At 58.7% G+C, this 13,205-nt stretch carries 13 protein-coding genes; 10 read left to right on the top strand and 3 right to left on the bottom strand.

All coding sequences use genetic code 11. The features are described 5' to 3' along the window. The first annotated feature begins 10 nt into the window (after positions 1 to 10). Genes INQ48_42595 through INQ48_42635 form a run of 9 tightly spaced genes read left to right on the top strand, consistent with a single transcriptional unit; the run spans position 11 to position 8,432 of the window. The gene (locus tag INQ48_42595; GenBank protein QRF63330.1) at positions 11 to 772 is read left to right on the top strand and encodes a GntR family transcriptional regulator; all 762 of its coding nucleotides are present in this window, start codon (positions 11 to 13) and stop codon (positions 770 to 772) included. Between the two features lie 34 nt (positions 773 to 806). Beyond that, a complete protein-coding gene (locus INQ48_42600; protein ID QRF63331.1) occupies positions 807 to 1,583 on the top strand; it encodes an SDR family oxidoreductase in 777 nt (258 codons plus the stop codon). An 11-nt stretch (positions 1,584 to 1,594) separates the two neighbouring features. After that, positions 1,595 to 2,791 carry an alpha/beta hydrolase gene (locus INQ48_42605; protein ID QRF63332.1) on the top strand — a complete coding sequence of 399 codons (1,197 nt, stop codon included), beginning with the start codon at positions 1,595 to 1,597 and terminating at the stop codon, positions 2,789 to 2,791. Next, positions 2,791 to 3,990 (top strand): alpha/beta hydrolase, encoded by a 1,200-nt coding sequence (locus INQ48_42610; GenBank protein QRF63333.1) that lies wholly within the window; start codon positions 2,791 to 2,793, stop codon positions 3,988 to 3,990. The genes INQ48_42605 and INQ48_42610 overlap by 1 nt, the downstream gene beginning before the upstream one ends. A gap of 50 nt (positions 3,991 to 4,040) precedes the next feature. Continuing rightward, a complete protein-coding gene (locus INQ48_42615) occupies positions 4,041 to 5,039 on the top strand; it encodes a tripartite tricarboxylate transporter substrate binding protein (protein ID QRF63334.1) in 999 nt (332 codons plus the stop codon). Between the two features lie 8 nt (positions 5,040 to 5,047). Further along, positions 5,048 to 5,503, top strand: coding sequence for a tripartite tricarboxylate transporter TctB family protein (locus tag INQ48_42620; GenBank protein QRF63335.1), 456 nt, complete (start codon positions 5,048 to 5,050; stop codon positions 5,501 to 5,503). Further along, positions 5,494 to 6,999, top strand: coding sequence for a tripartite tricarboxylate transporter permease (locus INQ48_42625; GenBank protein ID QRF63336.1), 1,506 nt, complete (start codon positions 5,494 to 5,496; stop codon positions 6,997 to 6,999). The genes INQ48_42620 and INQ48_42625 overlap by 10 nt, the downstream gene beginning before the upstream one ends. Before the next feature lie 48 nt (positions 7,000 to 7,047). Beyond that, the gene (locus tag INQ48_42630) at positions 7,048 to 7,989 is read left to right on the top strand and encodes a zinc-binding dehydrogenase (GenBank protein QRF63337.1); all 942 of its coding nucleotides are present in this window, start codon (positions 7,048 to 7,050) and stop codon (positions 7,987 to 7,989) included. An 8-nt stretch (positions 7,990 to 7,997) separates the two neighbouring features. Next, a complete protein-coding gene (locus INQ48_42635; GenBank protein QRF63338.1) occupies positions 7,998 to 8,432 on the top strand; it encodes a GFA family protein in 435 nt (144 codons plus the stop codon). Between the two features lie 442 nt (positions 8,433 to 8,874). On the opposite strand, the gene INQ48_42640 is transcribed toward INQ48_42635, so the two are convergent. The 3 genes from INQ48_42640 to INQ48_42650 form a co-directional block, all read right to left on the bottom strand. Then, on the bottom strand, positions 8,875 to 9,777 hold the full coding sequence (locus INQ48_42640; GenBank protein QRF63339.1) for an NmrA family NAD(P)-binding protein: 903 nt from the start codon (positions 9,775 to 9,777) through the stop codon (positions 8,875 to 8,877). Between the two features lie 181 nt (positions 9,778 to 9,958). After that, positions 9,959 to 10,390 carry a nuclear transport factor 2 family protein gene (locus INQ48_42645; GenBank protein QRF63340.1) on the bottom strand — a complete coding sequence of 144 codons (432 nt, stop codon included), beginning with the start codon at positions 10,388 to 10,390 and terminating at the stop codon, positions 9,959 to 9,961. A gap of 600 nt (positions 10,391 to 10,990) precedes the next feature. Beyond that, the gene (locus tag INQ48_42650; GenBank protein ID QRF63424.1) at positions 10,991 to 11,941 is read right to left on the bottom strand and encodes an alpha/beta hydrolase; all 951 of its coding nucleotides are present in this window, start codon (positions 11,939 to 11,941) and stop codon (positions 10,991 to 10,993) included. An 84-nt stretch (positions 11,942 to 12,025) separates the two neighbouring features. Between INQ48_42650 and INQ48_42655 the strand changes: the two genes are divergently transcribed. Continuing rightward, positions 12,026 to 12,958 (top strand): LysR family transcriptional regulator, encoded by a 933-nt coding sequence (locus tag INQ48_42655; protein QRF63341.1) that lies wholly within the window; start codon positions 12,026 to 12,028, stop codon positions 12,956 to 12,958. Positions 12,959 to 13,205 lie beyond the last annotated feature (247 nt).

A 13,205-nucleotide genomic window follows, 5' to 3' on the forward strand; every position in this document is an offset into this window, starting at 1 on the left:
AAGGATGCGCGTGAAGAAACCGACCAAAACTTCGGCCCCGCTCAGGCTGGTTCGCCCCGCGCCACAACTGGCTCCAGTGGAGCGCGATCTCGTGAACGAGAAGATCTATGTGCAGCTGAGCGAGGCGTTGCGTCGTGGAGACTTCGAGGCAGGACAAGCGCTGTCGTTACGCACGCTCGCGGCGACTTTCGAAGTGAGCTTGATGCCGGTGCGTGATGCAGTTGCGCGGTTGGTGAACGAAGGGGTGTTGGAGACGCTGGCCAACCGCACAGTCCGCGTGCCGCTGCTGACCATCGAGCAGTACGAAGGACTGACCGAGGCGCGCATCGCGGTCGAGGGGCATGCGGCCTACCTTGCTGCCAAACGCATCGACGAGGCAGGCCTGAGCGCGTTGATGGAGGCCAACAAGCGCCTCATGCGCGCGGCCAAGCGCGCGGACCACGCGTCGATCATGGAGGCCAACGAGGACGTCCACTTCAGTGTCTATCGCGCCGCCAAGTCACCGAAGCTATTGCAGGTGATCAGCAATCTCTGGAAACAGAGCGGCCCCTACCTGGCAACGATCGAGAACGCCATGGCGTCGAATACCGCGATGCGTGGGCACGACTTTGGCGCCGCCCAGCACAACAACATCTATGACGCGCTTAGGGCGCGCGACGCAGAACTGGCGCGAAAGACGCTCGTTGACGATATCGAGGGCTTCGCCCAGATCTACAAACAACTTTTCCCCGCTCACGACGTGCGGGTTAGCGCGGGTCCGTCGGAAGACTGAGCCATCCATCCATTGCTTCAGAGGAAAGGAAAACATGAGTTTTAAGAACAGAGTCGCCCTGATCACCGGAGGGTCGCAGGGGATCGGCGAAGCCGTTGGCGTCGCGCTGGCAAGCCAGGGGTGTGCAGTAGCCGTCGCCAGCTCGGGAAGCCTCGAAAAAGCGAAGGCTGTGGCTGACCGCTTGGGCAATGGCGCGCGCGGCTATGCCGCTGACGTGCGAGTACCAACGCAAGTCAACTCGCTAGCCGCGGATGTCAAGCGAGACATGGGAAAGATCGACATCCTCGTAAATTGCGCTGGCGTCTTCTTCCCGACGCCGATCGGTGAAACCGCGCCCGAGGACTTCGACCGCATGGTCGACATAAATCTGAAAGGCACTTGGAACTCGATCAGTGCCGTCACGCCGTATATGAAGGCCCAACGGTACGGAAAGATTGTCAATATCGCTTCAGTATGCGGCGTGATGGGGTTCGGATCGTTCGCAGCATACTGCGCTACGAAGGCGGCAATCATCATGATGACGAAGACGCTTGTGTTCGAGCTGGCCCCGCACAACATCAACATCAATGCGATCGGACCAGGCAATACGGCGACGCCGATCAACGAATACATCCGTAGCGACTCGGCGTACAAAGGCGTACTCGCCGAGATCGTGGCGAGCACTCCAAGCGGAAAGGCATATTCTGACGCTTCCGAGATTGCCAGCATCGCGCTGTTCCTTGCGTCGGACGCATCGCGCGCGATGCATGGCAGCTTCATCCTTGCGGACGAAGGATATTCGGCCGGCGCGGACTTCTCCGCTGAGGCGTGAGGGATCGAGCGATGCAGCTCTCTACAGATCTATCGCATCACTTCGAGTTGCTGCGCATGCTTGGCCATGCGTACTACGGAGGCACGGATGTTCAGGAAGTGCTCGATGTCGCGAGCGCGGTCAAGCCCGGGGATGACGAGGGCTGGCATGCCGAGTGGTCAAGGCTTGGCGATCGCGTGCGTGCGAGCGCTGACCTTTCGCTCTCGCGTGGTCATCGACTTAGTGCTGCCAAGGCTTACTTGCGTGCGTCGATGTACTACTTCATGTGCGACTTCTATTTGCACGCCAATCCTGAAGATCCCCGTATCGTTGCCGCTGGTCGGGCAAGCCGCACCTGCTTCATTGCGGGTACGGCGACGGGACCCTACGCGGTTGAGCGAGTCGAGATCCCATACGAGCAGACTTCGCTGCCTGCCTACGTTATAAAACGCAAGGGCGCTACTGGTCCACGCCCGACGCTCATCGTCCATTCCGGCTTCGACGGCACCAAGGAAGAGATCGCGATCTGGCCGGGCATGGCCGCCGTCGAGCGTGGCTACACGGTCATCGCCTTCGAAGGACCCGGACAAGGCGAAGTGATCCGAGAGCGCAAGCTCACATTCCGCCCTGACTGGAACTGCGTGGTCACGCCGATTGTTGACTATGCGTTGCAGCGCGCCGATGTGGACGGTGCGCGCATGGCGCTGATGGGCATAAGTCTCGGTGGCCTGCTCGCACCTCTGGCGGCAGCCAAGGAACACCGACTGAGGGCATTGATTGCCAACGGTGGTGTCAACGACTACCACGCCATCGTGTCGGCTCGCATACCTCCGGATCTGCTTGGTGATCCTTCGCGGCTCGAGACCGCTCTCAAGGAGAGTCAGCGGACGAATACGCTCGCTCGCTGGGGCTTCAACCACGGACGCATGGTTTTTGGTGCGACCGATGCGCTTGACTACTTAGAAAAGACGCGTCACTTCAGAGCCGCGGATGCTGAACAAATCCGCTGCGAGACTTTGATTCTGGACGCTGACCACGAGGGATTCTTCGCGGGACAGCCCCGAGCGCTGTATGACCGGCTCACGTGCAGGAAAACCTATATGAACCTCACGAACGCCGAGTCTGCAGGAGCCCATTGCCAGGCTGGCGCTGAAGGCGTCGGCGGGCAACGGATTTTTGATTGGCTGGACGAAGCCATGCAAGTCGGCAATGACCAAGGAGATCAATGATGAGCAAGCAGATTGAACCCGCGCGCTATGAACCGGACGGCTGGAAGCAGTGGCCGGGCGAGGATGAGTTGAGTTTCCAGTTCGTGCGCGTCCTGGCGGCCGCACAAGAGAACGCCAGCACCATCAGCGAATGTTTCCAAGCCGCTAGCCGGATGGTACCGGGTGACGTGGAAAGTTGGTATACGCAGTGGCAGCGTCTGGGAAAGACGAGCGAAGGTAGGGCAGACGCGGCGCACGCCGCCGGGCACCTGGCGACGGCTCAAAACAACTGGTTGCGAGCAGCGAACTACTATCGCTCTTCGGAGTTCTATTTGATGGGGCACGATCCGCGACGGCTGCAGGCCTTCGACGCCGTCGAACGCTGCTCGCACCAAGTGCTTAAGCTGATGAACCCGATCGGCGAGATTGTGAAGATTCCGTACGAGAACGGTGCTCACCTCGATGCATACTTCCTACGTGCACCGCAGTCCGACGAAAAGACTCCCGTGGTGATATGTCATGGGGGTCTCGATGAATACAAGGACGAACTGCTACACGAGATCACCCGCCATGCCTTTGCCCGTGGTTTATCCCTCCTGCTGGTGGACATGCCGGGCCAGGGTGGGACGTTGCGTCGTCAAAAGATCGTCAACCGGCATGACACGGAGGTTCCGATCGGTCATTGCATCGACTGGCTGCTCGCTCGTGGGGACGTGGACCCGAAGCGCATAGCCCTGTATGGCGCGAGTCTGGGGGGCTACTACGCGCCACGTGCGGCAGCATTTGAGCACCGACTTGCCGCGTGCGTCGCAGATTGCGTGATCTTCGAAATGGATTTTGCTCCACGTATGAGCAAGCCGGACGCGCTGATCTGGCGCCATCTCAAATGGGTATTTGGCAAAGACGACATGCAAGGCGTGGTCGATAAGGCCAAACAGTTCAGTCTTTCGCAGGTCATTGGAAACATCAAGTGTCCTTTCTTGATCGTCCATGGCGAACTTGACTTCGCGGGAACGGATCACGCGCATAAGGCGTATGAAGCTGCGAAGAAAGGCGGGGTCGACGTCGACATCAAGTGGTTCGATGCTGAAGAGACGGGTGCGTCGCACTGTCAGATCGACAACCTGACGTTGGGCATGGAGTACGTCTGCGACTGGCTGGCCAAGAAGCTGGGAGTGGACGAGGCTGTGGTGCGCAAGGCCACGCCGAAGCTCGCCTGATCGGGCGCCCGCGGCTTTCCTTTCCAACTTTCATTTTGATTGGGGTTCTCATGATCAGCAGGAAGTCTCCGGTTCATGCGCTATGCGCGTTCGTGTCGGCAGCCCTCGCCATGGTGGCTGGCGTGTTGGCAATGGCGGTTCCCGCGCTAGCGGCGGACTATCCGGTCAAGCCCATCAAGATGGTCATTCCATATCCGCCGGGCGCGCCGGATGCCTTCGGGCGTCTCTTTTCGGAGCGATTGAGCAAGGGCATCGGGCAGCCGGTGATCGTGGAAAACAAGGCGGGCGCGGGCGGCGGTGTTGGTGCGCAGGCGGTAGCGCGATCAGCGCCGGATGGCTATAGCCTGCTATTCAGCGGCGGCAGCCTATTCCTTGTGAATCCGTATGTTTACAAGAACATCATCTACGAGCGTGCGCAGTTCGCTCCAATTTCGGTGATCGCCGAAGTGCCGTTCGTGGTACTGGCCCGCAAAGATTTGCCGGCGAACAACCTCAAGGAGCTGGCCGCACTGATGAAGAAGGAGCCAGGCAAGCTTCGATATGGCAACTCAAGCTTGGGCAGTCAGTTTCATATGTTCTGGGCGCAGTTCGCAGCGCTTGAAGGAGTGAAGGAGACGCAGGTGATGCTCGGAGGCTCTGGGTTGTTGCCCGCGATTCTGAACGGTGACGTGGATATTACTGTGCTTACCCCCGGGGCGGTGATGCAGTACCTTCAGACAGGGCAAATGAAAGCGCTCGCAATCACGAGTGGCTTCGCAATCCCGGCCCTCTCGTCCGTTCAAACGGTGACGCAGGCTGGCTATCCGACTCTAGAAAATGTGGCGGACTATTTCTTGATGGCGCCGAAAGGCACGCCAAAGCCGGTGATCGATAGACTGATGCAGGAAGTCAATACGATGTCTGCGGACCCCACCTATACCGGTCGCCTGGCTGATTTCTATGCAAAGCCCGGCCGAACCAGAAGTCCAGACGAATTCAGTCAGCTGCTCGACTCGAAGACGAAGGAATGGGGGGAGATCGTCAAGAAGTCCGGTGTGACCATCGAATAAGGCCTGACATGGGACATCCTTCTATAGGAACGGACCGCGCCGCCGGCATTCTCTTCCTGGTGGTCGGTGCGGCCGGCCTTTGGTTCGGGCGCGATCTAGCATTCGGAGCCCTGACAAATATCGGCCCAGGTTTCCTGCCTAAGATTTGCGGGTGGGGGCTTTTTGCGATCGGGGTCTACAAGCTGCTTCTCAGCTTTTTGCACGAGGACGACTCTATTGGTACCTTACTCCCCAGACCGATGTTGCTCGTTGCGGGAGCCTTTGTGGTCTTTGGCGCGTTGATCGAGCGTGCCGGGCTGGTGATTGCGATAGCGGCTATGTTGGTCGCCGTGGAGTTTGCGGGTTCGCATGCCAAGTCAGTGCGCGCGCTACTGATTCTGGTGGTCGCATTGACAGCATTCTCGCTCGTGGTGTTCCGGTATGTGCTAGGCATCCCCCTGGAGATTTTTACCTCATGGAACTGATCGATCACCTCATGCTAGGGTTTGGCACAGCCCTGGGTTGGAAGAATCTGGTCTTCTGCTTCGTCGGCGCGCTGCTAGGAACACTCATAGGCGTGCTGCCGGGTGTAGGGCCGCTCGTGACGATTGCAATGCTGCTGCCGTTTACCTATACCCTAGGGCCAACGACCGCCATGATCATGCTCGCGGGTATCTTCTACGGAGCGCAATATGGAGGTTCAACCACGGCAATTTTGATGCGCATGCCGGGTGAGGCGACGTCGATCATGACGTCCCTGGACGGATACCAGATGGCAAGGCAAGGCAAGGGCGGTACGGCGTTGGCGGTAGCAGCGATCGGCTCGTTCATTGCGGGCACGTTGGCCACGTTGGTGATAGCGGTGCTGGGACCGTCGCTTGGGAGGCTGGCGATCGCATTCGGGCCTCCGGAGTATTTCGCCTTGATGGTGCTCGGCATTCTCTCTTGCCTATTGTTTACGGGCAGTTCGCCGGTCAATGGAGTCGCGGCCATTCTGCTTGGCATTGGCTTGGCGGTAATCGGCGTGGATCAGACGACCGGTGCCTTGCGATATACCTTCGGACTGCCGGAGTTGACGGACGGTATCGGGTTCGTGCCTTTGGCGATCGGTATGTTTGGGCTGCTGGAAGTGGCAAAGACGCTGACCGATCCGGAACCGATGGAACCTGTCACGGAGGAGATCGGCGGGCTGGTGCTCAATCAAGAGGAGTGGAAGAGGTCGCTTCCGGCTATCTTGCGTGGGACGGTGATTGGAACGGTGCTTGGTGTACTTCCTGGAGGCGGGTTGATCACGTCTCCTTTTGCGTCTTATATCGTGGAAAAGAAGCTCGCGAGGGACCCATCACGCTTCGGAAGGGGGGCGATCGAAGGTGTAGCGGGTCCGGAGTCGGCGAACAACGCGGCTGCCCAGACGTCGTTCATCCCGTTGCTCTCTCTTGGGATTCCGTCGAATGCCGTGATGGCGCTAATGATCGGCGCACTGATGGTGCAGGGAATTACCCCGGGACCGACGACGTTCTCCAGCAAGCCCGACCTTTTTTGGGGATTGATAGCCAGCATGTGGATCGGCAATCTCATGCTGGTAATCCTCAATCTTCCCCTTGTCGGAATGTGGGCGAAGCTGGCTCGCATGCCGTACCGTTGGTTGCTGCCGATCATCGTGTTGTGCAGCGCGGTAGGCGCCTACAGCGTCAGCAACGCTACATTCGACGTCTATGCAACAGCGGTGTTCGGAGTGCTCGGCTACCTTCTTTGGAAGATCCGGTGCGATGCCACGCCTTTGGTGATGGCGTATGTACTTGGCGGACCGCTGGAGCAGAATCTTCGTGCATCGCTCAGCATCGCCGGTGGCTCGCCGACGGTGTTCGTGTCGAGACCAATCAGCGCCGTCCTGCTGGGTCTAGCAGTTCTTTTGCTGCTGGCTCCTATGTTCAAGCTCTTGGTGCGGAAGCGGGATTCCGCATCGCAGGCGCATGTCTGAAAGGCGCGAGAAGTGAAGGCTGTTGTCAGTCGACCCGGGTCCTCATCATTGAGCGTGAGAGAAGTCGAGACTCCGCAGATGGGCCCTCACGACGTGATGATCGAGGTGGCTGCGGCGGGTGTCACAGTGGCGGACATCCTGCTGCGAAAAGGGCTCTATCCAATTGGTGAAAGCGAAACTGCCATTCCGGGATTGGAAGTCGCAGGTGTAGTCAGGAGAATCGGCCGTGAAGTTACGTCGTGGCGTCCTGGTGATCCCATTTGCAGCATCGTTTCAGGCGGTGGCTATGCCGAACTAGCGATAGTGCCCGCTGAGCACTGCTTGCCGGTACCTTCGCATTGGTCGATGACAGATGCTGCGTCTGCCGTCGGACCGATCTGCACAGCGTGGTTCAATGTCGCAATGTTGGGGAGGCTGGCGGTCGGTGAAAGTCTATTGGTGCACGGGGGCAGCGGAGGTGTCGGGTCCTGGGCAGTGCAGATCTTCGGGGCGCGAGGCCACCCTATCTACGCCACCGCCGGCGGTGCAGCGCGCTGCGAACGAATAGAAGCCTTAGGCGCCACGCGTTGTTTTGACCACCAAGTTGGAGCCTTCGACAAGGCGCTGTTTGCAACGACCGAGAATCAGGGCGTCGACGTAGTACTGGATATCTTGGGCGCGCAAGCGCTTGAGGCCAACCTCCGCGTGTTGAAAGAGGGGGGACGGCTGGTTGGTATCGCTACGCAACAGGGAGCAAAAGCTAGCGTAGATCTCTGGACTCTCTATCGGCGTAGACTCTCCCTCACGGGGTCTGCGTTGCGTGCGCAGACCCGCCGTACGAAGAAGGAGATTGTTGCGGCGGTTCTCGCGAACGTGTGGCCTGTGATCCTGCAGCGCAGAATTGCGTCGGTCGTGGATTCCGTGTACCCCTTTGATCAGGCCGTTGAGGCGCAGGACCGACTGGAGCGCGGAGGTAATTTCGGCAAGGTTGTCTTGCAGATTAAGGAGTGAAGCACTCTATGAGGGTTGATGGACGTTGTCATTGCGGAGCGGTGGAGTTTTCTGCGGATATCGCAGTCGAGCGTGTCATGGTCTGCCACTGCCTGGACTGCCAGGTCCTGTCCGGCGCTCCTTACCGAGCGATCGTGCCAGCCTTGACGAATAGCTTCTCGCTAGATGGTGCGGTCCAAAATTACGTGAAGGTTGCTGATAGCGGGAGACGGCGGGCGCAGGCATTTTGTCCTCGATGCGCCACGCACTTATGGTCTGCTGAAGAAAGGTATCCCCAAGTATTGATCCTTCGAGTCGGCTGCCTTTCGCAGCGAGCTCAGTTGTTGCCTCGATTGCAGATTTGGCGGCGATCCGCGCTGGCTTGGACCAATGAACTCGCATGCATCCCGTCGACGCAGGAGCAAGCGGGCGTGCTCCTCCCAGACGTACGCGAGTGCGGATAGCGGTGCTCTCGATCCTGACGTCTCTCTGAACCAGGGGATGACGTAGCTGCAAGCGGCTAGATCGAGGTTCTCCGGCAAAGAATTGCCGTTGGGGCGGTCGCAGAAAAAACCGGTTGGCTGTTGATCCAAGCCGATCGCTGCGCCTGCTCCGGTTGGACAGTGCGGCTATCGAGAATGACTGATGCTAATTTCGAGTGCAGGGACCTCTAGCGCCAAAGCACGCCTTGTGTCCCCGCGCTCGGTTTGCATGATTGCTTTTGTGTCTGCATTGTTGGCGCTCCGCACCGGTATGTGGTCGATTGTGGCGTCGCCATCCACGGTAGCCACTTGCCATCGATTTGATCGCCAGTCGGATAGCAGATGCCCAATTTCATTGCAGCTGCGGGCGAAGCAGCGGCCCCTTCGGTGCTGATTACATTCAAAGACACGCGATAGGCCAACACTAGGCCGGGAATTCCTTTTGTCCATGCAGCACCTGCCGTACGCTCTCGGATATTGACGTGGTCGGCCTGCGAATCAGCGCGCTCAGGGTGCCACGGTCTTCAAACAACGCGCCCTGTGCAGCACCAGCGTCCGCATCGGCGACAATTCTGGCAACGACCTCGGGTAGGCCTGCTGAACGGAGGGCAGCTTCGTATTTATCCGGGGTGAGATCGTGGTATCGAACTGAACTACCTGAATGAAGTGAAATCTCCGTCGCGAGATCGTCCAGGGTGTACGCCTCGTCTCCTGCGAGTTCGAGGGGGCTCGCGTACAGCTGATGCTCCGAGAGCATGATCGCGGCGGCCGCCGCCGCATAGTCTGCGCGCGCGGCCGACGAGATCTTGCCATCGCCGGCCGAGCCCATAAGCGAACCAGTGTCGATCGCCGCTGCAACGCCGCCGAGATAGTTCTCGTTGTACCAACCGTTGCGAAGGAGTACATGTGGAAGACCCGACTTCGCGAGCATTGACTCTGTCTCGCGATGGTCGGCCGCAAGTCCGAGAGGCGAGCTGTCGGCATGGAGCAGGCTCGTGTAGGCGACCAAACCAACACCGACGTTGCTGGCCGCGGCTATAACATTGCGGTGTTGCCTGATACGGTCGGCTCCGACGGCATTCGATGAAATGAAGAGCAGGCGCTGGATCCCGAAGAACGCTCGGTCCAGCGACCGCGGATCGTCGTACTCGGCGACTCGAATGTCAATCCCCGCATCCTTGAGACGAGCCGATGTGTCGATGCTCTGAGGCCGTACGAGTGCCGATATCATCGCCGGCGGAGCGCTTTTTAAAAGCTCCTGTATGACAAGGGAGCCGAGCTGCCCGGTGGCGCCGGTTACGAGTATGCGATCGACTGATTTTTGCATCTATCTAAATCCTGATTCGGTGCCCATAGCCTTTTTTTAAAGCAGGTGCGGTCGTTGCCGCTGGCTCCGGCTTGGCGGGCGGGAGGCTCCGTTGATGGTCGTGCGTCGAGGGCGACAGGAATATTTGTGATGCGCACAGCTGTTCACGCAACGTGCGTTGGCTATCGTCTCGTCATTCGAGTCACGGGCGGAAATCGGTGATCCCAACGCCGGTCGACAGGTCGATCGGAACAGAAACATGGTCGTGGATCATCAACCACTTTCCGTCTGTCTTGCGAAAGCCAATGGTTTCGCGCGTCCAAAGGTCGACTTTGTTCCCACCGACAGACCCAGCAAAGCGCGTAAAGCCTGTCGTGAACGCGACGTCGCCTGAGCAGTGCACTTTCATGTTCTTGAATTCGAATACTGGGTCCTCGTCGAACATCTCGAAAAAGGTTACCCAATTTCTACGGAAAGAATCCGATCCGGCGAAGCTGAATGGAGGCATTACATCGAACCCCAAGTACTCGGGGCCCGGGTAGTAGGTCGCCATGGTCCGTTCGACGTCGCGGGATTGCACGGCGTTCTGCCATTCGGTGCGCACCGCACGGATTTGTTCCTCATCGCTGCCCATTGAGTTGGTCCTTTCAATTGGTGATATTGGTTCGCAAGAGTTACGGAAGGAGTCTTTAGAAAATTCGCGAGTCGCAATGCTGCGCGTACGGCGCGGCCTACAGCCGACGACCTGGCATTCAAGTTCTTACACCGGAGGCAGCCGCTGAACCGAGGCCATCTAGGGCAGATTGCTGCGATGTGCAAGCGACCGGGAAGCTTCAAGCTACTTCAGCAACGCGTCCCGGTGGCCTAAGCTATCGAGAAGCGTGGGCTTGGAGCCACGCCGAATCAGCCATCAATACCCGTAAATTCGCTCGAAGGCCGTTACCTGGTCTTTGAGATCTGCGACTGCGATATTTTTATTGGGGGACACCAGATGCAACGGGTCGATTTCGATTCTGTCCAAATAGGTCTTTGTGTGACGAAGCGAGGACGCAAGCGTCGCAGCCGGTGGCATCTCCCAGTTCGAAGCTGCGCGCCGCGCCTCGGGACTTTGTCAGTACCTGCCGTCGAGACGCCGTCGCCGAAGGTGTCGACGTCGCAATCTGGCTGATGCGCCTGGCGCCGCGTTGCCGCTGGTGGTCCAGGCTCCCAGTGTTTTGGTCGTTGTCAGTTCCGTTCACTCCATGTACCTCGCTAGCCAGTCGAGTATCGGCTGCGGTCGACGCTGGAATTCCAAATAGCCGTCCCAGCGCACCGTGGTATCGGGTATCCAATGCAGTTGTTTGTCCTGTACCGGCATGGCGTCGAATGTGGCCTGCACGTCGGCCGGTGTCGTCATCATATCGTCATGAACCTGATAAATGAAGGTCGGTAGGCGAACGCTTCGTGCCCAGAGGTTGGGCGACATCTCGTCGAGGGTGCAACTCGCGCAAAGTTGGATCTCGCGCTCCAGTTGGTCAATCCGGTCTGCGATACCCATCATTTCAAGCTCCCGGGTCAAGACAGATCGGATTGAGAGGGGCTGGCAGAGCACCATGCAGCGTACTTGGTCGAATTGAGTCGCATCGCTATGTATTGCGTAGAGAGTGGCATTGGCGCCGTTGCATCTGGAGAACAGTCCGATGGACATGCCCTTCAGACCCTCACGACCTCGAACGTATTGCAGAGACCCGATCACATCTCTGGCCTCGAAGCGTCCGCCGCTGTTAAGACCCCCATTGGCAGCTCCGCTCATTCCGAAGTTTCGCTCGTCATAAGTGAGAACGTTATAGCCAGCTTCATGAAGAATTCGGTAATCGGCCACATAGTCCACTTCGAAAGTGTTGCCGCCAGCGGCACCGAACTTGCGCCAGGGTTCGAGATGGCTGGGACAGCCGTAGCGATTGAACGACAGCGGATGGTTCACAATGATCAACCGCTGGGAACCAGGGGAGGGGATGTACCAAGCTTCTAGTGGAGTGCCATCCTGCGAGGGAAAGGTCACGGCCTCGAACTCCAGCCCTTGATCTGCTGGTGTCCTAAGGATGGGAGAGCGCAATGGGTAACTCCATCCTTGCGCCATTGCCTTCAGCCTATGGGAAATCTCCTGTTCCGTCTGTGTCTGCGCTAGGGGTGCTTTTGCGTCCATCATCATCTCCATTTCCATCATTCGGTCGGGGGAATGATGCAACGTGTCGTGCATCTGTGAAATGACGATTTACGATTGGGGGTCATGCAAAATTTAAATGATTCAAGCTTTGGGCACATTGATCTTCGCGCGCTGCGTTTTCTGGCCAAGGTGCTGGAACAGCGTAGCGTGACGCATGCCGGAGAGGAGATGGGACTGAGCCAACCGGCGGCAAGCCGCCTATTGGCTCAGATTCGTCACGCGTTCGGAGACGACCCGCTACTCGTGCGCACCGTTAGGGGCGGTTATGTGCCGACCGCGCGAGCGACAGAACTTATGCCGTTGCTAGCGGAAGCGATTGCCGCGGAGAACCGACTTTTCGCGCGACCCGAGTTTGATCCCTCGTGTTCGACCCGGTCGTTCAGGGTGGCCACGACGGACTATGGTGCCGCGATAGTAGTGACAAAACTTGTATGCGCGTTGGCCAAAGAAGCACCGGGCGTATCGGTGGATGTTCGGGCATGGGATAGCGGGACTCTAACCGGCATGGAAGAAGGCCGGATTGACCTTGCGCTCTACACCGACGAAGCCTTGCCAACCGGATTTCACTTCGAGCGCCTTTTCGAGGAGCAGTTCTGCTGCATCGTTCGATCAGGGCATCCTGTATTGGCAAACCGCGATGCCGATGGTCGCATTGGGCCGTCCCTTCTTGCGGAACTGCCGCGAGTTGTCCTTCTGTATCCGGAAGGATCTGACATCGCTGCGGACGACCCCTTGTCAATGCATGGGCGCCGGCATGGGCCGGGCGATTTCTTAACGCCCTATTTCTTGGCGGGCCCGCTCCTGGTAAGCCAGTCCGACCATGTCCTGTGCATGGCGCGCCGTATAGCTGAACTGGTCGCGGCGAAAACCGACGTGACGCTGATCGACTTTCCTGACGCTGGTCAGATGAGGTACTGTGCCATATGGCATGAACGCGCCGCTTCGGATCCCGGTGCTGCATGGATGCGGCGCAGACTGGCGGATCTAGCTTATTGAGGAGCCGCTGGGTTGGCGACGGCGGGGCTGGACGCGATGATTGTGGCGATCCGACCGGAGATGGAAGATAGCCCTTTCACGCGGGCGTGTAAGTATGGAGCGCGTTGCCAATCCTTTCGGCCGATTGGATACGCAGGAAGCGTCTCTCAATGCAACACGGCAGTCGAGATCGCGACGCCATCGTTGGTGGGCATGTTGCTGCGGGAAGGTTGCGCTCGGCCCGGTGTCGGATGACACGAGCTCGCCA

Origin of the sequence: Variovorax paradoxus (assembly GCA_016806145.1) — a bacterium.
Taxonomy (GTDB): Bacteria; Pseudomonadota; Gammaproteobacteria; order Burkholderiales; family Burkholderiaceae_C; genus Variovorax.

Excerpts from the sequence above, each read along its gene's own strand:
- INQ48_42615 (QRF63334.1), top strand. The coding sequence starts at position 4,041 with ATGATCAGCAGGAAGTCTCCGGTTCATGCGCTATGCGCGTTCGTGTCG.
- INQ48_42645 (QRF63340.1), bottom strand. The coding sequence starts at position 10,390 with ATGGGCAGCGATGAGGAACAAATCCGTGCGGTGCGCACCGAATGGCAG.
- INQ48_42655 (QRF63341.1), top strand. The coding sequence starts at position 12,026 with ATGCAAAATTTAAATGATTCAAGCTTTGGGCACATTGATCTTCGCGCG.
- INQ48_42605 (QRF63332.1), top strand. The coding sequence starts at position 1,595 with ATGCAGCTCTCTACAGATCTATCGCATCACTTCGAGTTGCTGCGCATG.
- INQ48_42635 (QRF63338.1), top strand. The coding sequence starts at position 7,998 with ATGAGGGTTGATGGACGTTGTCATTGCGGAGCGGTGGAGTTTTCTGCG.
- INQ48_42650 (QRF63424.1), bottom strand. The coding sequence starts at position 11,941 with ATGGACGCAAAAGCACCCCTAGCGCAGACACAGACGGAACAGGAGATT.
- INQ48_42610 (QRF63333.1), top strand. The coding sequence starts at position 2,791 with ATGAGCAAGCAGATTGAACCCGCGCGCTATGAACCGGACGGCTGGAAG.
- INQ48_42640 (QRF63339.1), bottom strand. The coding sequence starts at position 9,777 with ATGCAAAAATCAGTCGATCGCATACTCGTAACCGGCGCCACCGGGCAG.
- INQ48_42625 (QRF63336.1), top strand. The coding sequence starts at position 5,494 with ATGGAACTGATCGATCACCTCATGCTAGGGTTTGGCACAGCCCTGGGT.
- INQ48_42600 (QRF63331.1), top strand. The coding sequence starts at position 807 with ATGAGTTTTAAGAACAGAGTCGCCCTGATCACCGGAGGGTCGCAGGGG.
- INQ48_42620 (QRF63335.1), top strand. The coding sequence starts at position 5,048 with ATGGGACATCCTTCTATAGGAACGGACCGCGCCGCCGGCATTCTCTTC.